The 23717-nt window shown below is 61.2% G+C and carries 20 protein-coding genes, 1 tRNA gene, 1 pseudogene and 1 riboswitch; of the genes and pseudogenes, 4 read left to right on the top strand and 18 right to left on the bottom strand.

Features of this window, described 5'->3' with window-relative positions:
- The coding region (locus tag BT125_RS21215) for a calcium-binding protein (protein ID WP_072409978.1) at nucleotides 1–1749 on the top strand (1749 nt) is incomplete at its 5' end.
- Nucleotides 1750–1996: 247 nt separating this feature from the next.
- On the opposite strand, the gene BT125_RS21210 is transcribed toward BT125_RS21215, so the two are convergent.
- Nucleotides 1997–2626, bottom strand: a complete 630-nt coding sequence (locus tag BT125_RS21210) for a LysE family translocator (protein WP_072409976.1) — start codon at nucleotides 2624–2626, stop codon at nucleotides 1997–1999.
- A 144-nt stretch (nucleotides 2627–2770) separates the two neighbouring features.
- On the opposite strand from BT125_RS21210, the gene BT125_RS21205 reads away from it, so the two are divergent.
- Nucleotides 2771–3247: an Lrp/AsnC family transcriptional regulator gene (locus BT125_RS21205; protein ID WP_072409974.1), complete on the top strand. Its 477-nt coding sequence runs from the start codon at nucleotides 2771–2773 to the stop codon at nucleotides 3245–3247.
- Nucleotides 3248–3368: 121 nt separating this feature from the next.
- Here the strand turns inward: BT125_RS21205 and BT125_RS21200 are convergent, their stop codons facing one another.
- The 13 genes and pseudogenes from BT125_RS21200 to BT125_RS21135 all read right to left on the bottom strand — a co-directional run bounded on the left by BT125_RS21200 (nucleotide 3369) and on the right by BT125_RS21135 (nucleotide 17623).
- Nucleotides 3369–3668: a DUF3077 domain-containing protein gene (locus BT125_RS21200; RefSeq protein WP_072409972.1), complete on the bottom strand. Its 300-nt coding sequence runs from the start codon at nucleotides 3666–3668 to the stop codon at nucleotides 3369–3371.
- A gap of 826 nt (nucleotides 3669–4494) precedes the next feature.
- Nucleotides 4495–4568: transfer RNA gene (locus tag BT125_RS21195), tRNA-Gly, on the bottom strand.
- A 164-nt stretch (nucleotides 4569–4732) separates the two neighbouring features.
- Complete coding sequence (locus tag BT125_RS21190; protein ID WP_072409970.1) at nucleotides 4733–5617, bottom strand: alpha/beta fold hydrolase; 885 nt, start codon at nucleotides 5615–5617, stop codon at nucleotides 4733–4735.
- Nucleotides 5618–5927: 310 nt separating this feature from the next.
- Entirely contained in the window at nucleotides 5928–6620 is a 693-nt protein-coding gene (locus tag BT125_RS21185; protein WP_072409968.1) for a pseudouridine synthase, read from the bottom strand.
- Nucleotides 6621–6655: 35 nt separating this feature from the next.
- Nucleotides 6656–6874, bottom strand: coding sequence for a cysteine-rich CWC family protein (locus tag BT125_RS21180; RefSeq protein WP_072409966.1), 219 nt, complete (start codon nucleotides 6872–6874; stop codon nucleotides 6656–6658).
- Nucleotides 6867–7484 (bottom strand): annotated as a pseudogene (locus BT125_RS21175) (GGDEF domain-containing protein); the annotation flags it as partial. The gene BT125_RS21180 and the pseudogene BT125_RS21175, both read right to left, overlap by 8 nt.
- A gap of 310 nt (nucleotides 7485–7794) precedes the next feature.
- Nucleotides 7795–9573: an allophanate hydrolase gene (atzF, locus tag BT125_RS21170; RefSeq protein ID WP_072409952.1), complete on the bottom strand. Its 1779-nt coding sequence runs from the start codon at nucleotides 9571–9573 to the stop codon at nucleotides 7795–7797.
- Nucleotides 9574–9595: 22 nt separating this feature from the next.
- Entirely contained in the window at nucleotides 9596–13237 is a 3642-nt protein-coding gene (uca, locus tag BT125_RS21165; protein WP_072409950.1) for an urea carboxylase, read from the bottom strand.
- A 310-nt stretch (nucleotides 13238–13547) separates the two neighbouring features.
- Complete coding sequence (locus BT125_RS21155; protein ID WP_042732480.1) at nucleotides 13548–14189, bottom strand: urea amidolyase associated protein UAAP2; 642 nt, start codon at nucleotides 14187–14189, stop codon at nucleotides 13548–13550.
- Nucleotides 14190–14200: 11 nt separating this feature from the next.
- Nucleotides 14201–14926 carry an urea amidolyase associated protein UAAP1 gene (locus BT125_RS21150; protein WP_072347100.1) on the bottom strand — a complete coding sequence of 242 codons (726 nt, stop codon included), beginning with the start codon at nucleotides 14924–14926 and terminating at the stop codon, nucleotides 14201–14203.
- 13 nt (nucleotides 14927–14939) lie between these two features.
- Nucleotides 14940–15728 (bottom strand): ABC transporter ATP-binding protein, encoded by a 789-nt coding sequence (locus tag BT125_RS21145; protein ID WP_072409946.1) that lies wholly within the window; start codon nucleotides 15726–15728, stop codon nucleotides 14940–14942.
- Nucleotides 15725–16540, bottom strand: a complete 816-nt coding sequence (locus BT125_RS21140) for an ABC transporter permease (protein ID WP_072409944.1) — start codon at nucleotides 16538–16540, stop codon at nucleotides 15725–15727. The genes BT125_RS21145 and BT125_RS21140 overlap by 4 nt, the downstream gene beginning before the upstream one ends.
- 15 nt (nucleotides 16541–16555) lie before the next feature.
- Nucleotides 16556–17623, bottom strand: coding sequence for a putative urea ABC transporter substrate-binding protein (locus tag BT125_RS21135; RefSeq protein WP_072409942.1), 1068 nt, complete (start codon nucleotides 17621–17623; stop codon nucleotides 16556–16558).
- 60 nt (nucleotides 17624–17683) lie between these two features.
- Nucleotides 17684–17785, bottom strand: a riboswitch (guanidine-I (ykkC/yxkD leader).
- Between the two features lie 304 nt (nucleotides 17786–18089).
- On the opposite strand from BT125_RS21135, the gene BT125_RS21130 reads away from it, so the two are divergent.
- Entirely contained in the window at nucleotides 18090–18479 is a 390-nt protein-coding gene (locus BT125_RS21130) for a hypothetical protein (RefSeq protein WP_072409940.1), read from the top strand.
- Nucleotides 18480–18659: 180 nt separating this feature from the next.
- Here the strand turns inward: BT125_RS21130 and BT125_RS21125 are convergent, their stop codons facing one another.
- Nucleotides 18660–19772, bottom strand: a complete 1113-nt coding sequence (locus BT125_RS21125; RefSeq protein WP_072409938.1) for an enoyl-CoA hydratase/isomerase family protein — start codon at nucleotides 19770–19772, stop codon at nucleotides 18660–18662.
- A 131-nt stretch (nucleotides 19773–19903) separates the two neighbouring features.
- Between BT125_RS21125 and ung the strand changes: the two genes are divergently transcribed.
- Nucleotides 19904–20596: a uracil-DNA glycosylase gene (gene ung, locus BT125_RS21120; RefSeq protein WP_072409936.1), complete on the top strand. Its 693-nt coding sequence runs from the start codon at nucleotides 19904–19906 to the stop codon at nucleotides 20594–20596.
- Between the two features lie 109 nt (nucleotides 20597–20705).
- Here ung and BT125_RS21115 read toward each other — a convergent pair whose 3' ends face one another.
- From BT125_RS21115 to BT125_RS21105, 3 genes are read right to left on the bottom strand one after another with little or no spacing between them, the layout of a single operon-like run.
- Nucleotides 20706–21743 (bottom strand): AbrB family transcriptional regulator, encoded by a 1038-nt coding sequence (locus BT125_RS21115; protein ID WP_072409927.1) that lies wholly within the window; start codon nucleotides 21741–21743, stop codon nucleotides 20706–20708.
- Nucleotides 21736–23250 carry a tripartite tricarboxylate transporter permease gene (locus BT125_RS21110; RefSeq protein WP_072409925.1) on the bottom strand — a complete coding sequence of 505 codons (1515 nt, stop codon included), beginning with the start codon at nucleotides 23248–23250 and terminating at the stop codon, nucleotides 21736–21738. The genes BT125_RS21115 and BT125_RS21110 overlap by 8 nt, the downstream gene beginning before the upstream one ends.
- A gap of 1 nt (nucleotide 23251) precedes the next feature.
- Nucleotides 23252–23713: a tripartite tricarboxylate transporter TctB family protein gene (locus tag BT125_RS21105; RefSeq protein ID WP_060738771.1), complete on the bottom strand. Its 462-nt coding sequence runs from the start codon at nucleotides 23711–23713 to the stop codon at nucleotides 23252–23254.
- Nucleotides 23714–23717 lie beyond the last annotated feature (4 nt).

Genomic DNA, 23717 nt, shown 5'->3' with positions numbered 1-23717 from the left:
ATGGATTTCGACGGCGGTGCCGGAATCGACACGGTTGACTACTCGGGCTCGACTGCGGGGGTAAACGTCGATATCCGTACCGGGACGGGAACCGCAGGAACGGGCGGAGATGCCGAAGGCACCATTTTAGCGAACGTCGAAACCGTCATAGGCTCTGCCTTCAACGACGTACTCTCCGCTGGCCCGTACACCGTAGCTCCAACGGTACGGCTGGAAGGGGGGGCTGGCGACGACATCTACAACATCAATCTGGGGCTGACCCCCTACATCATCGAACAGGCCGGTGGCGGCAACGATGAAGTCCGCGTGTCGGTGATCAATGCCAACGGCACGGTCCTGGCGGCAAACGTCGAGCGCCTGACCTACGTTGGCACTGGCGCATTCATCGGTTATGGCAATGACAGCGACAACATCATCACCGGCGGTTCGGGCAGCGACACACTGTACGGTGGCGCGGGCGCGGATCAGCTCATCGGCGGTTCGGGTAACGACACATTGTACGGAGGTGCGGGAGCGGATCAGTTTATCGGCGGTGTTGGCTATGACATAGCGAGCTATCTCGACAGCCAAGAAGCCATGACCTTCAACCTCAAGACGGGTGTGTATTCAGGGACTGCGGCAGGTGATACCTATACCGGTATCGAGGTGATCAGGGGATCGAATTTCAACGACGTTTTCTATGGCGGTAGTTCGTCCATGATGGAGGATGGCGCGGGTGGTGTGGATCTAGTCACTTATGAACAGTCTGACAGCGGGGTGACGATCGACCTGACCAACGGCACCGACATAGGGGAGGCTGCTGGCCACACCTACGCCAACATTGAGTTTTTTCAAGGCAGCAACTTTAACGACACGCTATCAGGCTCTGGTCTGAAGGAGATCTTCATTGGTGGAGCCGGGGCAGATGTAATCGATGGTCGCGCAGGTTTCGACAGTGCTTTTTACATTACAAGCACAACAGGCGTCTCGATCAACTTGCAGACTCAAATCAATCAAGGTGGCGATGCCGAAGGTGATGTATTGCTCAACATCGAACACGTGTTGGGCAGTCACTTCAACGATGTCCTGGTTGGAAACACGGGTGTTAATTATCTGGAGGGTGGATTGGGCAATGACGTCATCGACGGCGGGGACGGCGATGATTTCCTCTATGGTGGGCTGACTTCGTGGATAGAACCTTTCAAAGTCGATAGCTCGGCGAATGGGCCGCAGGCAGACATCTTGTACGGTGGTGGCGGTAACGACACCATCGTCACGGCTGCCAGCGACGAGGGTACTCAGGCCTACGGTGAGGCCGGAAGTGACACGATCACTGTGATACATGGCATGGCTGATGGTGGGGAAGGCAACGACCTGCTGACCGGTAGAGGCGTGGGCTTTTCACTGTCAGGCGGTCAGGGGGACGACAGACTGATATTGCAGACCGGCGGTTTTGCTAACGGTGGTGAGGGTGACGATATCTACACCATCGATACTCCAAAGTTAGTGACGATTCAGGACGACGGCATCAGCAGCGGCGACAAATTGGTTTTGTCATACATCAGCAGCTCTGAACTGTTGACTGATCGCATCGGTGATGACCTTTATCTGCACCGATCAAGTTTCACTCCAGGACAGACACCGCAAGAAGGTGTGCGCCTCAAGGATTGGTATGCAGGTTACGACACCATCGAACAGATCCAGACAGCGGATATGCAGCTCGTCAGTCTGGTGGGCATTAAGGAACATGCCAATGATCTGTTTTCCTAAACAGCTGAGCCGGCGTTTCTTGCCGTTTCATACTGCCCCCGGTAGGAAAATGCATTCAATGGCAATCACGCTTTCATAATCAGTCTTGAATGTGTCGCTTTTGCCCGGTATTGCTTGAGCCGGGCAAAAAATTTCAACCCTGCACTCGCCGAATAATGCCACGTGGTGAGGGAGCTTGCTCCCGCTGGGCTGCGTAGCAGCCCCCGGTTCGCTCCAGGTGTCCGTCCGACCAGCTTATCCACAGGCACTAGGCCTGCTGCACAAACGTCAGCCGCACCGCAAACCCAATCAAAAGACTCCCAAACAACCATTGCTGAACACGCTGGGCCGAAGGGGAGCGTTGAAGCCAGCGCCCAAGCGCGACACCTACCAGTGCATAGGCGCTATCAAACAACAAGCCCACGCTGACCAACACCACACCCAGGGTCGCAAACTGTCCCAACACCGGTCCGCCCTGTGGATCGATGAACTGCGGCAACAGCACCGAGCAAAACAGCAGCGCCTTGGGGTTAAGCAAATTGGTTAGCAGCCCACGCCGAATCGCCTGATACCAACGCCGCTTTCCGGCCTCGATACCGGTCCCTTCAAAACTTGGCAGCAACGTGGTCCGCAGGCATTGAAAGCCGATCCATAACAGGTAGGCAGCCCCGGCCAGGCGTACCACGTCGAAGGTCCAGGGCGCAGTCTTGAACAATGCCGAAAGCCCCAATGCGGCCAGCGCGACATGACATCCCCGGGCAACGCCCAGGCCCACCGCCGTTGCCAGCGCCGCGCCCCTGCCCTGACGGGCACCGGTTTGCAGCAAAAGGATCATGTCCGGCCCAGGCAGCACATACGCCACCATCAAGGCCATCAGGAACAACCAGAGCTCTGCCATACCACACTCCCTTCATCGACGATTCAGTCGTGCCAGTCTAGGGCCGAGGGGCAGGGCAGGTGGTTGCGAAGTCAGCTTATAAAGCTTATGAAATTGGCATAATCTGCCAGGTATTAGCCTCATCGAATCGGAAAATGCCAATCCATGAAACTCGACGCCTTCGACCGCAAAATCCTCGCCGCGCTGCAACGCGACGGTCGCCTGAGCAACGTGCAACTGGCCGAAGAAATCGGCCTGTCCGCCTCCCCGTGCCTGCGCCGCGTGCGGATGCTCGAAGAAGCCGGAGTGATTCGCGGCTATCAAGCCGTCCTCGACCGCGACGAAGTGGGCCTCGGGCTGACGATTTTTGTCGGGGTCAAGGTGGAACGGCACAACGACGAACGAGCCGAAGCATTTCGCCAGGCGGTCACGGCATTGCCGGAAGTGATTTCGGCGTTTCTGGTGTCAGGCGAGTCGGATTTTTTGTTGCAAGTCGTGGTGCCGGATTTGCGCGCCTATGACCGGTTCGTCACCGGGCATTTGTTGAAGCTGCCGGGCATCAGTGACATCCGGAGCAATTTTGCGATTCATACGGTGAAGACGCCGGGGGCGCTGCCGTTGGGGCATTTGCCTGGCGGCTGAGCAATGAACGACACAAGTAGGCAGCCAACATACAAAAAGCCCCGCTGCGAAAAACGCCGGGGCTCTTTGGTTTGTCGTTAGGTGGGAGTCTGCGGCTCCCATTCTCAAACGTACGGTCTATCTATTGTTTCTCGGCTTTTTTTCTAACTTCAACTTCCGATCTAGGCGTAATGACTTTCACAACGTCATCAATTACTGCCTTGCTCATCTCCAACAAAAAATGCGCAGCCCAGGCGTAGCGGTCGGTGCTCTTCTCAAACGCCGCGTCTTCGGCAAGCCGGTGAGCCAGATGCAAAAGATCCGATGCCCGTTCCAATGCTTCTTGGATGGGAACGCCGCCGTTGACTCGGAACAGTGCTCGATCAGCGGAATAGTTGAAGGGGGTGTAGCCGATGGTTTTGAGCGTCGTATCTTCGTTCATGGCCTGCCTCCGAAGACTGGAAGGTCGTTGGCCTGAGGCTTGGTTTGGTCAGCGCGGAAATAGGATGGAATTACGTTTCGCATAGTTTCACTCCTTGACTTGAGAAACCGCCGCCATCCTTTCCTAGATTCGGGTGGCGGCCGTACGTGGGCTAGGAACCGGGAATCAAGGCACCCGGCACACCCGAGGGTGTCCCACGCACAGCCGCCATAAAACATCATCGCAAACACAAAAAGAGCCTGCAATTTTTATGGGCGCTGTGCGCCTTGAATTCAACGGGTTCCTAGGCCCGGTCGCTGAATTTGCAGCGACGTCTGGAGAGTAGCCATCGAAGAACAAGGGCGACAAGGCGAAAACTCACCGAAAAGTAAGGTAAGCGCACCGCCTACGCAGTTTTCGGATTCTGCCTACAAATCTCCCAGGGCCATGCGATATGTGGCGAGGGAGCTTGCTCCCGCTGGGCTGCGCAGCAGCCCCTCTTGTGAGCGCTTCGCACTCAAGCGGGAGCAAGCTCCCTCGCCACGGGATTCATTTCTCTCATTACGATATCCGAGGTTCGAAACCCGAAAGTTATTGGCTGAGACTCGCAAGCTTACGGCCGAAGAAACGAAGCTGAAGCACGAAGCTTTCTGGTACCCATACGCAGTAGGAGCTGAAGTAGTGACGGAAATGGGGACGTATTTATTTTGGACGGAGACGGGAGCCATCTATCTACGCTCGGAGATCACCTCACACTTCCCCAAATATCAGCCATAAAAAAACCGGCCACCAAGAGCCGGTTTTTATGTCCCTCGCCAAAAACATACAGCGCGGGACCAGAATCGATTGGAGCGGGTGAAGGGAATCGAACCCTCGTTATCAGCTTGGGAAGCTGGAGTAATGCCATTATACGACACCCGCTCAGAGCGGCTGACTTTGTACCAGATGTGGCCACGGATTTGAAGTTTTTCTTTACGTACGGCGAGGTCACTCGTCTATGCAAGGCTCAAACCAGAGCGGTCGTTCGCGGGCAAGCCCCATTTGCCAAAAAGCGCAGGGAGGGGCTTGCTCGCGAGGACTCGGTTTCAGATAGCCAGTGCATGGTAGCCCTGCACGTAGTTGTAGCGTGGTCGACTTTCGTGGTGGGTTGGTTTCAGGAAGTCCAGTAAAGCGTTGCGGCTGTCCCGGCAGGCGGCTTTGTGTTCCATGTCCAGGAAGTGCCCGGTGGCTTGCAATGTGCTGAAGCTGCTGTGCTGCACATGCTCGGCAAAAAGCTTGGCGTCAGCGGCTGCGGTGTACTCGTCCCATTCGCCGTTCAGGAACAGCACCGGCACGTTGATTTTTTTCGCCGCGTTCACGTAGCACAACCGGTCGCTGTGGAGCACATCGCTGATATGAAAATGCATCTGCCCGTACTCATGTTCGGCCAGGCTGCTGACGTGGCGATAGTTGAAGCGCTTGAACAGCGGCGGCAGATGCTTGCCGATGGTGCTGTTGACCAAGTGCCCGACCCGGTCGCCGTCCAGGCTGCCCAGGTAATCCACGCCGCGTTCCAGGTAGTCGCGCATCGGCGCATTGAGCACCGGTGAGAACGAGCTGATCACCGCTTTTTCGATGCGCCTTGGCCGATGGGCGAGGGCGCTCAGTGTGGCGGCACCGCCCCAGGAAAACGACAGCACGTGCTCGGCGGCGAAGTGGTCGATCAGCTCCAGGAGGATCTGCCCTTCGATCTCCTTCGTCAGCATTTTCTCGTGACGATTGTGAGCCTTGGACTTGCCCGCGTAGGGCTGGTCGTACAGCACGACATTGAATTGCGGGTAGAGGTTTTTGGCGGTCTGTGCAAACGACGCAGTGGTGGCCATCGAGCCGTTGACCAGAATGATGGTCTTTTGTGCGGCGTCTGCGCGATAGAACTCCGTGTAAACCCGATACTGACCCTGTATATCCAGCACAGCGATTTCTGGCCTCATGTCATAAGACTCCTGGCAAGCGGGTATGCGCGCAATGAGATTGCACGGGCAATGTGACAGGTAGGCATACGCCTGGAAGATAAGGCCCATGTCGATCCAAGGAAGACGGTCGACGGGTGTTGTTATGGCGGGCAGTTTGCCGGGCGGACAAGGCGGAACCTGAGGGTTCCCGCCGGCAAAAAGTTTCTTGGAAGTATGTGGTGACTCATCGGTCACATTTCGGCCGACGGTTTGATTCAAGCAGGGGGGCGACCGTTGCGCAAGTACCTGTCGGAAAATTGTTCGACACTTCTGCCCGACGGTCATCGACTCAGATCAGGCTGACTTCCTCAGGCGTCAAGGCGCGGTACTGACCGAGCTCGAGGCTGGCGTCCAGCAGCAGTGGCCCCATGCATTCACGGTGCAGGCGCAGCACCTTGTTGTCGAAGTGGCCGAACATGCGCTTGACCTGGTGATAGCGCCCTTCAACGATGCTCAGTCGCGCTGATTTCGGCCCCAGCAACGTCAGCTCGGCCGGCTGGGTGGTGAGGTCTTCGAAGGCGAAATACAGGCCTCGGGCGAAGGTGTCGGCGTATTCGGCCGTGATGGTTTGCTCGGTTTCGACGTAGTAGACCTTGGGCAGCTTGGTCTGCGGTTGGGTCAGGCGCCGCGACCAGCTGCCGTCATTGGTGATCAGCATCAGCCCGGTGGTGTTGAAATCCAGGCGCCCGGCGATGTGCAGGTCGTCCTTGTCCGGTTCGTCCAGCCAGTCGAGCACGGTGGGGTGTTGCGGGTCGCGAGTGGCACTGACGCAGCCGGGCGGCTTGTGCAACATGAAGTAGCGCGCCGGTCGGCCGGCTTGCAGCACTTCGTCGTCGACTTCGACGCGACTGAATTCACGTACCGGTGCATGGGGATCGTTGACGGTCTGGCCGTCGATCCGCACCCGGCGTTCCACCAGCAACAGGCGCACTTGTTGGCGATTGAATCGCGGCAGATTGCTGAGAAAACGGTCGACGCGCATGGGCAGTTCAGGCAAGGCAGCGGAGGGTGGGCATCTTACGCGATCGGTTGGGGCTTGGCGCGCAACTGGGCTTGGACCTGGGCGCAGCGTGGGCACAGGCAGGACTGATCACGCAGTTCGGCCGGCAATGCTTCAAGCACCGCCGGGTCGATACTCACGCCATAACACCAGCAGGCCCGGTCGGCGGTTCGTGGATCGGCCAGGGTGCAGTCGTTGGTGCCGCCGCAGGCCGGGCAAAGATTGGGTTTATTCATAACTGGAGTGAGGCATGTCCACGCAGGTTCGGTTGCGCCCGGTCTGCCGAGCGCGTTGCAACGCATGATCGGTCCGCGACAGCAAGCTGTGCAAGGTGTCTTTGTCCTGCAAGGTGGTGAGGCCGAGGCTGACGGTGACCAGCAATTGTTTACCACTGCAGAAATAGCGTTGCTTTTCGATGTGCTGACGAATTTTCTCGGCGATTTTCAGACCGGTCTGTCCGTCGGTGTCCTTGAGCAGGACGACAAAGGCTTCGGCGCTCCAGCGACAGACGATGTCCGAATGCCGCAGGCTCTCAGTCAGGCTGCGGGCGAATCCGGTCAACAGTTGATCGGTGGCGATATGACCGTGAGCGGTGTCCAGCCGCTTGAAGTCGTCCAATTCCACCAGCAGCGCCGTCAAGGGCCTGGGCTCGCGCTGGGCTTCGTGCAGGGCTTGCACGGCCAGCAGGTCGAAACCACGGCGGTTCGGCAGCTCGGTCAGGCTGTCGAGGGTGGCCTGGGCGTCGATGCGTTGCTGGTAGTTGTTGATCAGCCGATAAAGAATGGCCAGGACCGCCAGCGTCACGAGCAGGCCGACCAGCAGGTTTACGTACAGCGTCTTGAGAATGTGATCGCGTATCGAGGTATGGGCTGCGTAATAGCCCAACAATGAAATGATCAGGAAGCTTGTACCAAGCAACGCCACCACGACCAGCAGCGGCTTGCGCTGGGAATACAACGGCGAACGAAGCGACATGGCGATTCCCTTGGCTAGGACCCAATGGAGTCAGTTTAGTGGCCTTGTGGGAAAAGACAGTCGAATTTGCAGGTTTGTAGGACCGTGGCGAGGGAGCTTGCTCCCGCTGGGCCGGGAAGCGACCCCAAAGCGTCTGCTTCGCAGCCGAGCGGGAGCAAGCTCCCTCGCCACAGGTTCAGCTTTATTCCAGGCTACGCAGATAAGCCCGCCATCCTCCCAGATGGCTGATGTCCTGAGCGCCCACCAGGCCATACGACTCACAGATGAATCCGCTTTCCCAGCGCCCATCGGCCAGTTGCACCTTGCCCAGCCCCAACGGTGCAGGAATGCCGGTCAGGAACGAACCCAGTTCGCTGCTTGGCAGTTCCCAGACCTCGACCTCGATCGCCACACCACCTTCACTGACCCGAAGCATGCCGGGGCGCAGGGGCGGGCCGCCGGCCAAGGCATGGAGGCGGTAGTCCGGCGAGCTCTGGGTGACCTCGATCAGCCGGGCACCGCGTTGCTTGAGCTGCCAGTTCAGCGCCAACCCGTCCAGGTGTGCGCCGCACACGACCAGCCGTGCCCGGTCGTGGCGCGCCGGCTGGGCGGGCACGGGCAAGGTCTTGTCCTGTTGACGCTGCAAGGCATCTGCCAGGCTCAAGAGGTATTGATCGGTGAACGCTCGACCGAACAGCGTCACGCCCCAGGGCAAACCGTTGGCCATGATCGCGCTGGGAACGGCGACGGCGGCGTAGTCCAGCAGGTTCATGAAATTGGTGTAGTAACCCAGTTCCGAGTTGCGCAGCACCGGTTCGGCGTCCAGCTCGGCGAGGGTCACTGGCCGGCCGATGGTCGGTGTGAGTACGCAATCAAGCGCGTCCATGGCCCGGTCGCATTGGGCTTTGAGTGCTTGCAAACGGTAGCGGGCGCGGAAGGTTTGTACGCCATCTACCGTAGGCGCTTTCGCCAATACGGCGCGGATGACGGGCAGTACGGCGTCGGGCTCGCGCTCCATCAATGGGCCGGCAACGCTGTAGCGTTCGGCCACCCACGGGCCTTCATAAAGCAGCCGTGCGGCTTCCAGGAACGGCGACAGGTCCAGTTCCACGGCTTCGCCGCCCAGACGTTCGAGTCGCTCGATGGCATCCAGAAACAGGTGCGGACCTTCAGGGCAGCCGAAAAACGCCAGGTCCTGCTGACGAGGTACGCCGAAGCGAAAGCGCCGCGGCGCGCCGAACGCGGCGCCATCGTTCCACTGTGGGTTGTGGCGGCTGTAGTCGTCACGAGGGTCTGGACGGGCCGTCAGCGCCAACAGCTGGCTGGCTTCCTTTGCGGTCGCCGTGAAGGTCGTGACGCAGTCCAGCGTGCGACAGGCCGGGACCACACCCGCCGTGGAGATCAACCCCAGGGTGGCTTTCAAACCCACCAGGTTGTTCAGCGCGGCGGGCACCCGACCGGAGCCGGCGGTATCGGTGCCCAAGGCAAAACTTGCCACGCCCAAGGCCACCGCCAGAGACGAGCCGGCGCTCGAACCACCGGCCGGATAGTCGGGCAACACGCTGTTGCGGCAGGCGCCGTAGGGCGAGCGAGTGCCGTTGAGCCCAGTGGCGAATTGGTCGAGGTTGGTCTTGCCCAGGGGGATCGCGCCCAGTGCCAGCAACTGCTCGACGATGGTGGCCGAACGTGGCGGCACATAGGCAAACGCCGGGCAGGCTGCCGTGGTCGGAATGCCGGCCAGGTCGATGTTGTCCTTGATGGCAAAAGGTACGCCGTACAGCGGCAGGCTCTCCAGGTCGCGGCCTTCCAACGCGGCCAGGTAGGGCTCCAGTTCCTCGACCGTCAGCAGGTGGATGAACAGGTGATAGTCCGGGTTCAGCGCCGCGGCTTTTTCCCGCAGGTCCAACAGCAATTTGCGAGGCGTCAGTTCGCCGCTGCGGTAGGCATTGCGCAGGTCGTCCAAGCGAAGCGAAAGGTTCATGGGGTTAATCCTTTGATTGAGTTCAGTCACGTTCCAGCACCACGACGCGCTGTCCGGCGCGCACCGCCGAACCGGGCTGCACGCGCACCTCGCGTACCACGCCGGCCACGGGTGCCAGCACCGGGATTTCCATCTTCATCGACTCCAGGATGACCAACACATCGCCGGCGGCGACCCGAGCGCCAACCTCCACCTGAACCTGCCAGAGGTTTCCGGCGATGTGGCTGTCGACGCTCAGTTGACCCTCGGTCAGTTGCGCATCTTCGCTCGGCGCGATAGACGGTTCTTCACTGTCGAAGTGCGCCTGGCCACCGGCGATCCAACGCTCGCGCTCGGCGTCGAAGGCGCCTTGTTGCTGGCGGCGGAACGCGGCGATGCTGTCAGCCTCCTGCGCCAGGAAACGCTGGTAGTCAGCGAGATTGAGCTGGCTATGCTCGATCTCCAGGTCGAAGCGGCCCAGGGGGAAGTCCCGGCGGATGCGCAACAGTTCATCGGCGCTGACCGGGTAGAAGCGGACCTGATCGAAGAACCGCAGCAGCCAGGGCTTGCCGTCGAAGGCGGCGACGTCCCGATAACGATTCCACATCTGCAACGTGCGTCCGACGAACTGATAGCCGCCCGGGCCTTCCATGCCGTACACGCACATGTAGGCGCCGCCGATGCCCACCGAGTTTTCCGCGGTCCAGGTCCGGGCCGGGTTGTATTTGGTGGTCACCAGCCGATGCCGTGGGTCCAGTGGCGTGGCGACCGGTGCGCCGAGGTAGACGTCCCCCAGGCCCATGACCAGGTAGCTGGCGTCAAACACGGTGCGTTGCACCTCGTCGAGGTTGGGCAGGTCGTTGATGCGTCGAATGAACTCCAGGTTGCTCGGGCACCAGGGCGCGTCCTTGCGCACGGTGGTCATGTATTTTTCAATGGCCAGCTGACAGGCCGGGTCATCCCAGGACAGCGGCAGGTGGACGATGCGCGACGGCACTTGCAGGTCCTGGGCGGCGCACACGGCGTCCCACTCGCCGGCGACGATGCTCAGTAGATCGGCCAGGGGCAGTTGTTCGGGTTGATAGTGCACTTGCAGCGAGCGAATGCCCGGCGTCAGGTCGATCACACCGTGCAATTGTTTGTGTTCCAAAGCCTGCATCAAGGCATGGGCGCGAAAGCGCAGCACCAGGTCCAGTTCGGGGGCGCCGATTTCCAGCAGCAGGTGGGTGTCGCCGGACAATCTCGCCACCAGATGGGTGTCTTCCTGGCCGATATCCAATACCACAGGCGACATGATCCCCTGTGGGAGCGAGCTTGCTCGCGAAAGCGATGGCACATTCAGCATTGATGTATCAGGCAGACCGCTTTCGCGAGCAAGCCCGCTCCCACAGTTAGCGTATTCCAAGGCAAGTGAGCGGGCTGTCTTCAGGTCCACCGGCACAAACCGCACCTGGTCCCCAGCCTTGAGTTGCCCCAACTGCCAGAGATCCGCTTCGATCACCGTCACCGGGCAGACGAAACCGCCCAGGCTCGGGCCGTCGGGGCCGAGGATGACGGGCATGTCGCCGGCGAAGTCCACAGCGCCGATGGCGTAGGGGTTGTCATGGATGTTGGAAGGGTGCAACCCGGCTTCGCCGCCGTCGGCGCGTACCCATTCGGGTTTCGGCCCGATCAGTCGGACGCCGGTGCGGCTGGAGTTGAAGTGCACTTCCCAGGCCGTGTCGAAGAACGTCTGGATGTAGCGTTCGGTGAAATATTCGGGCGCGCCGTGGGGGCCGTAGATCACACGGATCTGGCGCACGCTCGGCAGTTCCAGGATCGGTGCGCTCGTTGGCGGCAGCGTCGTGTGCTCATCCAGCGGCGCCAGGTGCAACACATCGCCCGTGCACAACGCCCGTCCGCCATGGCCGCCAAACTGGCCGAGGGTGAAGGTGCTTTTACTGCCCAGGTAATCCGGTACTTGTACGCCACCCTGCAGGCACAGGTAGCTGCGTGCTCCGGCACCGGAAATGTTGCCGATGGCGAGGGTGGCGCCGGCAGCGATCGACAACGGCGTGTTCATCGGTACGGCTTCACCGTCGAGCGTGAGGGCAATCACCGCACCGGTCACCGCCACCCGGGCATCGCAGTTGAAACGCAGCAGCGGCCCGTTCATGGTGATTTCCAATGCCGCCGCACCTTCTTCATTGCCCAGCAGGCGATTGCCCAGGCGCAACGAACGGCTGTCCATCGGTCCTGACGGCGGCACCCCCACCGCCCAGTAACCGAGGCGGCCGGGATAGTCCTGGACGCTGGTCTGGGTGCCGGGGCTAAGCACTTCAACGGTGTGGGCGCGATAGACCAACGCATCCAGGCAGCGGGTCCAGGGCTGGCCGTTGGCAAACGGTGCATCAAGGAGAATCTGTTGCAGGTAGTCGCGATTGGTTTCGACGCCGTACAGCAGGCTTTCGTCCAGCGCTTGGTGCAAGCCCAGGCGGGCCTGCTCGCGGGTTGGCGCCCAGCGAATGACCTTGGCGATCATCGGGTCGAAGTAGGGCGGGATCTGGCAACCGGCCTCGACCCAGGTGTCGATGCGCAACTGTTTGCCGTCGGCCTCGGGGAATTTCACGGCGGTCAAAAGCCCAGGGCTTGGCTGGAAGTCCCGGCCTGGATCCTCGGCATACAAGCGAGCCTGGATCGCGTGGCCCTCGGCTTTTAAACCCTCGCTCAACTCGTTCAGTGGCGGCAGGTCTCCGGCAGCCAGTTGCACCATCCAGCGCACCAGGTCCACGCCCCACACCTGTTCAGTGACACCGTGCTCCACTTGCAGGCGGGTGTTCACTTCCAGAAAGTAAAAGCGCCCGGCGTCGCTGTCGAACACGAACTCCACGGTGCCGGCGCTGCGGTAGTTCACGGCCTGGGCCAGTTGGATCGCTGCTGCGCAGAGTTCGTCGGCCATGTCCTTGGGCAGGTTGGGCGCCGGAGTTTCCTCGATGACTTTCTGGTTGCGTCGTTGCACCGAGCAGTCGCGCACGCCCAGGGCGATCACCTGGCCCTGGCCGTCGCCGAATACCTGCACCTCCAGATGCCGGGCTTTCTCGATGTACTTTTCGATGAACACTCCGGCATCGCTGAAGTTGTTCTGGCCCAGGCGCTTGACCGCTTCGAAGGATTCGCTCAGTTCGGCGGCGCTGCGGCACACGCGCATGCCGATGCCGCCACCGCCGGCGGTACTTTTGAGCATCACCGGATAACCGATCCGGGTGCCGGCCAACAATGCGGCGTCGAGGCTGTCCAGCAGTTCGGTGCCTTCGAGCAGGGGCACGCCGTGCTGCCGCGCCAGGTCGCGGGCGGTGTGCTTGAGACCGAACACGCGCAGTTGTTGTGGCGTCGGACCGATGAAGGCGATACCGGCCGCTTCGCAGGCTTCGGCGAAGGCTGCGTTTTCCGAGAGAAAGCCGTAGCCGGGATGAACCGCCGTCGCGCCGCTGTTTTTGGCGATCGTCAGGAGTTTGTCCACCGCCAGATACGTATTGGCCGCCGCGCCTTCGCCCAGGCTGTGGGCTTCGTCGGCTTGCAAGATATGCAGGCTGGCGGCGTCGGCTTGGGAATACACCGCGACGCCTTGGACTTTCAGTTGGCGCAGGGTCCGCAGGATGCGGCAGGCGATGGCGCCACGGTTGGCGATGAGGATTTTTTCGAACATGGCATTGCCCCCTCAGGCTTGCGTGCTGCCTGAACTGGGATGCGGGCCGTCCCGCAGTTTTCGATGGCCGCCGGGGTCGTCCCTGGCGGCGAAATAATCAAGTTCAAAAGCACCATTGATACCTGTGGGAGCGGGTTTGCTCGCGAAGACATCGGCACATCCGACATCGCCGCCAACTGATCCACCGCTTTCGCGAGCAAGCCCGCTCCCACAGGGCATTGAGGGTGTTCATGAATCTGTGTTTATTTGATGCACTGCCCCGACCGGCTCTGGCACAACGCAAACAACCAGCGCCGCAGGCGGGCGAGTTTCAGTTCCATATCAAAAGCTCCGCAGGCGTGGGGTTGTAGGCGTTGCACGGGTTGTTCAGTTGCGGGCAGTTGGAGATCAGCACGATCACGTCCATCTCGGCCCGCAGGTCGACGTATTTGCCTGGCGCCGAGATCCCGTCTTCGAAGGTCAGGCCGCCATCGGCGGTGACCGGCACGTTCATGAAGAAGTTGATGTTCGGGCCGATATCGCCCTTGCCCAGGCGACCATCGTGGGCGCAGGCCCTCAGGTAGTTGTCACGGCAACTGTGCATGTAGCGTTTTTCCAAGGCGTAGCGCACGGTGTTGCTTTCCTGGGCGCAGGCGCCGCCGAGGGTGTCGTGGCGTCCACAGGTGTCTTCGACGATGGTCAGCATCGGGTGGCCGAGGTTGGAATACAGCACGCTGCCGGTGCTCAAATAAACGCTGTTTTGCCGGCGCAGGGTGCGCTGCACGTCGTAGCGTTCCTTGGGGTTGGCCAGGCTGTAGAACAGCGTATCGACCGCCTGGTTGCCTTCCAGGTCGAGGATGCGCAGGGTCTGGCCGGCCTTGACCTCCACCAGCCAGGGTTCCCCGGCGGGAATCGTGGCACGGTAGACGGCGGTATCGGGTTGCTTGTGTGCGGTGGCGATGGCGAGTGACATGGCAGCGATCCTCAGGCGAACAGGCGGTCGGTATTGATAAAGCCGCGTTGGTTTTCCGGGCGCGAAAGGCGGCAGTGCTCGGCGACGCTGGCGTCGGCATTCATCCAGCTGAGCTTGAGCGGTTGCGGGGCGTATTGCGGGTTGGGGTCCATCGGGTGTTGCAGCGCGGTCAGTACCACCAGGGTGTCCATCGGCGCGTACAGTTCGATGTAGTCGCCGGTCAGGGAATTGCCCTCGACGAAGTGAAAGTTTCCCGCCTCATCGACATCGACCCGGCTGAACAGGTTGAGGGTCATCAGCAGGTCGGACAGCCCCAGGCCCCATTTGCCCAACTCCACCAACAGGTTGTCGGTGCCGTTGCGAAAGAAGCCGTTGCGCAGTTCCTGGTAGCGACCCTGACCGTATTTCTGCGCGACCTCCTCGGCGCATAGCACGCCGCCCAGGCTGTCGCTCCAGCCACAGGTGTCGGCGGTGATGGCCGCCAGCACCCGGCCCATGTCCGAGTACAGACAATGGCCGGCGGTGAGCTTGGCGGTGTGTTGGCATTTGAGGCTGTCGGGCAGGTTCAGGCGTTCGGTTTTTTCGTTGGCATTGAGCAATGTCAGGCTCACGTTGGCCCCGCCGCGCAGATCGGTCAGGCGCAGCAGTTGGCCGCGCTTGAGCACGAACGAGCGGTGGCCGCCGCCGGGCAGCAATTCTTCGGCGAAGGGCGTAAACAAGCGGGTCGAGTCGGGCATGGAAAAACTCCTTTCAAGCGATACGCAAGGTGCCGGCCAGTTCGGCGGGCAGGGCGTCGACGGCGGCACGGGCGGTGCGGCGGTCGCTGTTCAATGGAATGTCGTAGGTGATGCGTGCGCCATAGGCGCCAGGGGCGTGGGGATCGACACGGACTTTGTCGAACACCAGCAGGCGCGTGCCGAGGCTGAAACCTTCGGACAGGTCATGGGTGACCATGAACACCGTCAGGCGGGTTTCGCGCCACAGCTCCAGCAACAAGGCATGCATGTCTTTGCGAATACCCGGGTCGAGGGCGCCGAAGGGTTCGTCCAGCAGCAGGACACGCGGCTTCATGATCAGTGCCTGGGCGATGGCCAGTCGCTGCTGCATGCCCCCGGACAGTTGCGCCGGGTATTTATCCAGCGCATGGCCGAGTCCGACCTTGTCTAGCAGTTGCGCGGCTTCTTCCCGGGCCTGGCGCTTGGCGCTGCCGAACAGGCGACCGAGCAGCGGCGAGCGTGGTAGCTCCAGACCCAGGGCGACGTTGTCCAGCACGGTCAGGTGCGGGAACACCGAATAGCGTTGGAACACCACGCCCCGACTGGCATCCGGCTCGCCGGCCAAAGGCTCGCCATCGAGGAGAATCTGTCCGCGACTGGTGCGTTCCTGGCCCAGTAGCAAGCGCAGGAAGGTTGACTTGCCGCAGCCCGACGCCCCCACCAACGTGCAGAACTCACCCTCGGCGACGCTCAGGTTCAAGCGCTCGAGCACCACCTGGTCGCCGTACTGTTGCCAGACGTTGTTCACGTTAATGAAACTCATGCTTTCGCCCCCTCATACCAGGGGAACGCTTGCCGGGTCAGGCGTTTGAGGCCCCAGTCCATCAGCCAGGCGAGCAGGGTGATCCACACCACGTACGGCAAGATTACGTCCATCGCCAGGTAACGGCGCACCAGGAAAATTCGATAGCCCAATCCATCGGTGGAGGCGATGGCTTCGGCGGCGATCAGAAACAGCCAGGCCGAACCGAGCATCAGCCGCAAGGAAATCAACAGGCGCGGCAGTAATTGCGGCAGCACTACCCGCAGCATCAGGGTCCAGGTCGAAGCGCCGAGGGTCTGGGCCTTGATCAGCAGCTCGGGTGGAATTTCCCGGGCGCGCTGTTCCAAGTCCCGGGCCAGGCACGGTGTGATACCGATGACGATCAGCATCACTTTCGACAATTCCCCCAGGCCGAAGACGATGAACAGGATCGGCAGAATGGCCAGCGGCGGCACCATCGACACCACGGTAAGCAGCGGCGATAACGGCGCGCCTAACAGCGGCAACGTGCCGGCGGCAATGCCCAGGCACAGCCCGGCCAGGGCGCTGATGCCCAGGCCGATGGCCAACCGGCGCAGGCTTGAGGCGGTGTCCTGCCAGAGCAGGTAATCGCCGCTGCGGGCGTCGGCGGTGAAGGCCAGGCGCTTGACCGCATCGGCCATTTGCATGGCACTGGGCAGCAGTTTGTCGTTGGGGTTGTCCGTCAACCGTTCGGCCGAGCCCATGAAGTAGGCGAACAACACCAGCGCGAAGGGCAGGATCACCAGCAACAAGCGGCTGGGACGATCCGGGTAGCGGTTGATCAGGCGCATGCCAGGTCCTCCGGTTTACAGCTTGGCGTCGGCGGCCAGCTGTACGTAGGTCGGGTCAAAGCGCAGCTTGAGATTGGCCTTGTCGCCACGGACTACGCCGTTGGCGAACGCCATGCCGACTGCGTTGGCGTCCTTGGCGCCTTCGCCCAGCAAGCCGTGCCGGAACGAGAACTCGGCGACTTTGCCCATGGTGCTGGGCAGTTGCTCGCTGGTGGCGAAACCCAGGGCTTCCTTGGGCGTGGCGAACAGCTTGGTGGTGTCCAGTTGCGACTGGAACCCGGCCAGGTCGGTGCCTGAGGCCTTGGCCATGTGTTCCAGCGCGGTCTTGCTCGCGGTGTTTTTCGCATTCATCAACGCCACCACTTCAAACCAAGCGCCGGTCAACGCTTTGCCCAGGGCCGGGTTGTCCTGCAGGGTCTGGGTGTTGACCACCATCATGTCCATGATCTCGCCGGGAACCTGGCTGGAGTTGAACACTTCGCTCACGCCGGGTTGGGCTTTGATGTCCGAGAGCATCGGGTTCCAGGTGGTGACGGCCTTGACCTGATCGGTGTTGAAAGCGGCGGAGATGTCGGCGTCGGAGGTGTTGACGACCTTCAGGTCCTTTTCGGCGAGGCCCACGGAATCCAGGGCGCGGGCCAGCAGGTAATGGGACACCGACAGTTCCACCAGATTGACGTCCATGCCCTTGAGGTCGGCCACTTTCTTGCCTTCGCCCTTGAGGACGATGCCGTCGTTGCCGTTGGAGAAATCGCTGACGATCAGCGCGGTGCTGTCCACGCCGCCAGCGGCGGGAATGGTCAGGGCGTCCATGTTGGTCATGGTGCAGCCGTCGAACTGACCGGCGGTGTACTGATTGATGGATTCAACGTAATCGTTGAGCTGCACGACATCGATCTTGATGCCGTATTTTTTCGCCCATTTATCGACGATGCCTTGGCTGCCGGCGTATTCCCAGGGCATCCAGCCGGCGTAAATGGTCCAGCAGACGCTGAAGTGGTCTTTTTGTGCGGCGGCGGATGAAAAGCTCACGAGGGCCGAGAGGGCGGCGAGGAGCAGGGCGGACAGACGAAGCTTGAGCATGGTGGTTCTCCAGTTGATCAAGGGCGGACAGGAGCAACGCGGCACCGCGAACGGTGGCTTGTCTCCCGGGCTTTTGTCCCGCCGTGTAACCTCAACTGGAGGTCGCCAACTCTCGGACCAGCCACTCGCCAGAAGCGAGCCGGAACCCTAGTCAGCCATTGCAAATTGTGGTGCCGCGAACCTGTGATGACTCCTGCACGGGGTTTGGTAAAGCGAGAGCCGTGCCAATTCCGGCAAAGGCCCGGGCCAGAGAGGGCAGGTGTCGGGGAAGGAGGATTTAGGGCGGATTTGTGCTTGCTTGTGGTGCTATCGCGCACCGGAAGAGGGCGACGAGCGACATGTTTCTAGTTGTTGCCAGGTCGCACCAGATTCCGATTTTGCTGTCTGAATATGCGTCAGTCACACAAAGTTGGCTGCCGCCCATCAGCGTCGCTGATGTGGCTCATTCGCGGTCCAGGAGGCCGCCATGTATCGACGACTGCTCCTCATTGCGTTTCTCGGTTTGACTCTTTCGGCCTGCGTGCCTTACTACGACGGAGACTCGAGCTACTACCGTTCCGAGGTCTACACCTCACCGGCACCGGTCTATTACGGTGGCGGGAGCTACTATTCGGCACCGCGTGGCTACTACGCACCGCGGTATTACCAACCGGCGCCACGCTACTACTCGCCGCCGCGCTACTACCAACAAGGCCCACGCTATTATTCGCCACCGCGCGCGGCGTATCGGTCTTATCCACATCGGGGCGGCTGGGACGGCCGTGACCGGGGCGGTTGGAATGACGACCGACGGGGTCGAGGTGGGCGTGATCATCGAGGACGCGGTGGTCATGACGGACGGGGCGGTCACCGCTGATTCCAGGCAACAGAAAGCGGCGCATAAAGCGCCGCTTTTTTGTGCCTGCCATAAACCCGATGGGATAACCCTTGTGGGAGCGAGCTTGCTCGCGATGACGTCGAGTCAGCCGATATTGAGGTATCTGATATACCGCTATCGCGAGCAAGCTCGCTCCCACAGGGAACTCTTTCTGGCTCGTTACTCGTTGGACAAGTCCGCCAATGGATGTCGACCTTCCCACGCTTTGTGGAAATGCGCTTCGACTGCCGCTTCGGGAACGTGATTGATATCCGGCCAATGCCAGCGCGGTTTATGGTCCTTGTCGATCAATCGCGCCCGCACGCCTTCGCTGAATTCCGGATGACGGCAGCAGTTGAGGCTCAGGGTGTACTCCATCCGGAACACACCGGCCAAGGACAAATGCCGCGCCCGGGCGATCTGCTCCCAGACCAGATGAGCGGTCAGCGGCGAGCCTTCGGTCATAGTCTTGGCCGCGCGGGCGATCAGCGGATCAGGATGGTCCACCAACAGGCTGAGGGCTTTCCAGGCGCAGCGCACATCGCTGACATCCAACCACTCGTCGATTTTCGGCCGTCGCGGCAGCCATTGGGCCTCGGGCAGTTGGGCGATGGCTTCCTGTTGCAAGGCCTTGAGCAGGCTGTTGAGCTGCATCTCCGTCTGCTCCTGCCAGTTGAGTTGCAGCAGGCCTTCAATCAGATCGTCTTGTTGTTCATCCAGCAAGAAGCGGTCGGCCAGGCCCAGGTCGATGGCGTCCCGGGCATTCATGTGAGCGCCGGTCAGGCCGAGAAACAGCCCGAGCTTGCCGGGCAAGCGTGACAAGAACCAACTGGCGCCGACATCCGGGTACAGGCCGATGCTGATTTCCGGCATGGCCAGGCGGCTGCTTGGTGTGACGATGCGGGTACTGGCGCCTTGCAGCAGCCCCATGCCGCCACCCAGTACATAACCGTGGCCCCAGCACAGCAAGGGTTTTGGGTAGGTGTGCAGGTTGAAGTCCAAGCGGTATTCCGCCGCGAAGAATTGTGCCGCCAACGGCGGTACTTCGCCGGGATGAGCGCGGCAGGCCTCCACCAGGCTGCGCACTTCACCGCCGGCGCAGAAGGCCTTGGCGCCATTGCCGCGCAACAGCACACAAACGACCTGCGGTTCCCGAGCCCAGGCATCGAGGCGATCACGCAAGGCGTTGATCATGGGCAGGGACAGGGCGTTCAGGGATTTTTCGGCATCCAGGGTGGCGATACCGATACGGGCACCGTCGATGCCGGTGAGTTCTTCGAAGTGCAGATTCATCGTGACCTCGATCAGAAATTTGAATGTTCAGTATGACCGCTGTGTAGGAAAGTGCCGGTTCTGCGTCAGATCAATTGACAAGCCCCGTAGGCTTTCCTAGGGTGCGCCCATTGTTTTTACCGGATGCCACCATGACTGCTGACGACCGTATCAAACTCGAACCGAGCTGGAAGCAGGCGCTGCGTGCCGAGTTCGACCAGCCCTACATGGCGGAGTTGCGTGAGTTTCTACGCAGTGAATACGCCGCTGGCAAGGAGATCTATCCGCCGGCTCCACTGATTTTCAACGCTCTCAATTCCACGCCGCTGGATAAGGTCAAGGTGGTGATTCTCGGTCAGGATCCTTACCACGGTCCAGGCCAGGCACATGGCTTGTGCTTCTCGGTACAGCCGGGCGTGCCGACACCGCCGTCCCTGGTGAACATCTACAAGGAATTGAAGCGCGATCTGAACATCGACATCCCCAATCACGGCTACCTGCAAAGCTGGGCCGACCAGGGCGTGTTGCTGCTCAACACGACCCTGACCGTGGAGCGCGCCAATGCCAACGCCCACGCCAAAAAAGGCTGGCAGCACTTTACCGACAGGATCATTGAAGTCGTCAGCGAACACCAGCCGCACTTGGTGTTCCTGTTGTGGGGGGCCCATGCCCAGAGCAAGCAGAAGCTGATCGATGCGACCAAGCATTTGGTGCTGACTTCGGTCCACCCGTCACCGCTGTCGGCCCACCGAGGTTTCATCGGCTGCGGGCATTTCAGCCGGACCAACAAGTTTCTCCAGCAGCAGGGCGAGACGCCGATCGATTGGCGGTTGCCGCCAGTTTGAACGGTCGGCAATGAGGGCTCCATCGCGAGCAAGCTCGCTCCCACAGGGTTAAGGGCAACACAAATCCCTGTGGGAGCGAGCTTGCTCGCGATGAAGGCGCCGCGGACGATCAGGCCGAATTCGGCTGGCGCGTCCAATACCTGAACAACGGCTCCGCCAGAAACAGCACGAACAGCAACCGCATCACCTGCAACGCCGTCACCAATGGCACCGACAGTTGCAGCGTCTCCGCCGTCAGGCTCATTTCCGCGATGCCGCCGGGCATCATGCCCAGCGTCAACGAGCGCAGATCCAGATGGGTCAAGGTGCTCAAGCCTAGGGCCGCAAGCGTGGCGATCAGCATCGTCAACACCGTGCCAACCAACGTGCGGCCCATGAACGACGGTGCCCGACGAAAGAACTGCCGGTTGAAATGACAACCCAGCCCACTGCCGATCAGCCATTGGCCGACCTGGCTGGCGCCGTTGGGCAGGCCGATGTGCAGGTCCCAGCCGACGCTCACCGCCGCGCTCACCAGCAACGGCCCGAACAACCAGGGATTGGGTTGGCGCAAGCGCTCCCAGACCCACGCGAGCAGGGCACCCGCCGGAAACAGGAGCGCCAGCCAAAGCCAGTCCACCGTGGTGGCGTGTTGCACCGGCGCACCGTCGCCCAACAGGTATTTGAAGGCCGCCGGCACGCACAGCACCACCACCAGCACCCGCAGGCTCTGGCCCGCCGCGACACGGCTGAGGTCCGCGCCGTTGCGGGCACCGAGGTTGACCATTTCGCCGGAGCCGCCGGGCATGCTCGAGAAAAACGCGGTAGCACGGTCCTCGCCGGTGCGGCGCATCAGCCAGACACTTACCACGCTGGACACGCTGGTGATCAGCGCGCCGAAAAAGATCAAGCCGAAGTGGCTCAGGACTTGTTCCATGACCACGGGGGTGAAGTGCAGGCCGATACCGATGCCCACCACCCATTGGCCGCATTTACGGCCACCGGGGATTTCCATCAGTTGCCACGGCGTCAGGCAGCGCACCAGGATGATCGCCAGCAACGAGCCGACCATCCAGGGCAAAGGCCAGCCGATCAGGCTGGCCAGGTAACCGCCGGCCAGACCGACCAGCGGTGTTCCCCACCATTGTTTGAAAGTCGCTTCAGACATTGGCCAGGGCGCGACGTTGTGCGACGCGGCGACGCCAGATCCGTAGCAATGGCATGAACAGCATGATCGCCGTCAGGATCCAGCAACCGAAGGTGATCGGGCTCGACCAGAGGATTTCCAGCGCACCGTTGGAGATCGACAGCGCACGACGCAGGTTCTGTTCCATCAGGCCGCCGAGGATGAAACCCAGCAGGACCGGCGACAGTGGGAAATCCAGCTTGCGCAGGATGTAGCCGAAGATGCCAATGCCGATCATCAGGAACAGGTCGAACGTGGTGGCATGCACGGCGTAGACGCCGATCCCGGTGATGATCGCGATGACCGGCACCAATGCCCAGTTCGGCACCGCCAGGATGCGGGTGAAGACGCGGATCATCGGGATGTTGAGGATCACCAGCATGACGTTGGCGATGAACAACGACGCGATCAGGCCCCAGACGATGTCCGGCTGTTGCTGGAACAGCAGGGGGCCGGGGGTGATGTTGTACAGCGACAGCGCGCCGATCATCACCGCCGTGGTGCCCGAGCCGGGTACGCCGAGGGTCAGCATCGGCACCAGCGCACCGCAGGCTGCGCCGCCGATGGCGGTTTCCGGAGCGGCGAGGCCACGCTTGTCGCCCTGACCGAACTTGCCACTGGCTCCGGCCATGCGTTTTTCAGTCATATAGGCCACGGCACTGGCCAGGGTCGCGCCCGCGCCAGGCAATACGCCCATGATGAAACCGAGCACGCCGCAGCGGATGTTCACCCAGAACACCGAGGCCGCTTCCTTGAGGTTGAACATCATCCGCCCGGTGGCTTCCACCGCTTCCTGGCCGCGATGGGTTTTCTCCAGCAGCAACAGGATTTCACTGATGGAGAACAAACCCAGCACCAGCACGACGAACTGAATGCCATCGGTCAGGTGGATGTTGTCACCGGTGAAGCGGTAGACACCGCTGTTGGCATCGATCCCGACACTGGACAGGAACAGCCCGATCAGCGCCGCGATGAACGTCTTGAGTGGTCGGTCGCCGGCCATGCCACCGAGGCAGACAATGGCGAATACCATCAGGACGAAATATTCCGCCGGCCCGAACGCAATCGCCCATTTGGCCAACAACGGTGCGAACAACACCATGCCGCAGGTGGCGATGAACGCGCCGATGAACGAACTCCACGCCGACAGCGACAGCGCCACCCCGGCCAGGCCCTGGCGAGCCATCGGATAGCCGTCGAGGGTGGTCATCACGGTTGAGGCTTCCCCCGGAATGTTGAGCAGGATCGAGCTGATGCGCCCGCCGTACTCACAACCCAGGTACACCGCCGCCAGCAGGATCAGCGCCGATTCCGGCGGCAGGCCCAGGGCGAAGGCAATGGGGATCAGCAGCGCCACGCCGTTGATCGGGCCCAGGCCCGGCAGCAGGCCGACCACGGTACCGATCAAGGTGCCGCTCAGCGCGGTGACGAGGTTGTACGGGGTCAGTGCAACGCCAAAACCCTGGCCGAGATAATTCAGGGTATCCATATCAATTCTCCAAGACGTCGAGCAGGCCCAGGGGCAGCGGCACGTCCATCAGCTTGTCGAACAACAGATAAAGACCAATGGCCATCAGGCTGATGATTACCACGCTTGGTACCCAGCGACCGCCATACAGGCGCGCCATCGGCACACCGATCAAGATGCTGGCGACGATGAAGCCCAGGGGTTCGAAGGTTCCGGCGAAGACCAGTAGCAGTGCCACGCAGATGCCGATCTTCTGCAGGGTTTCCCGGTCCAGTTGCGGGTCTTCATCGCTGTGCACGATGGGTGTAGGACGAAACAGCATGTACAGCAGCGCTAGCCCCATCAGCCCGAGCATCAGTAGGGGGAAGGCCCGCGGGCCAACCGGTTCGTAGGAAAAGGCTGCCTGATACGGCCAAGCCATCAGCGCCAGGCCGATACAAACCAGCAGCAGCACTGCGGCAAAAATACGTTGGATGGTGAGCATGACT

Source organism: Pseudomonas sp. NFACC04-2 (genome assembly GCF_900119265.1).
In the GTDB taxonomy this organism is placed as follows: domain Bacteria; phylum Pseudomonadota; class Gammaproteobacteria; order Pseudomonadales; family Pseudomonadaceae; genus Aquipseudomonas; species Aquipseudomonas fluorescens_AA.
Note: the sequence above shows the minus strand (reverse complement) of the source record. Positions and strands in the feature narration are given on the sequence as shown.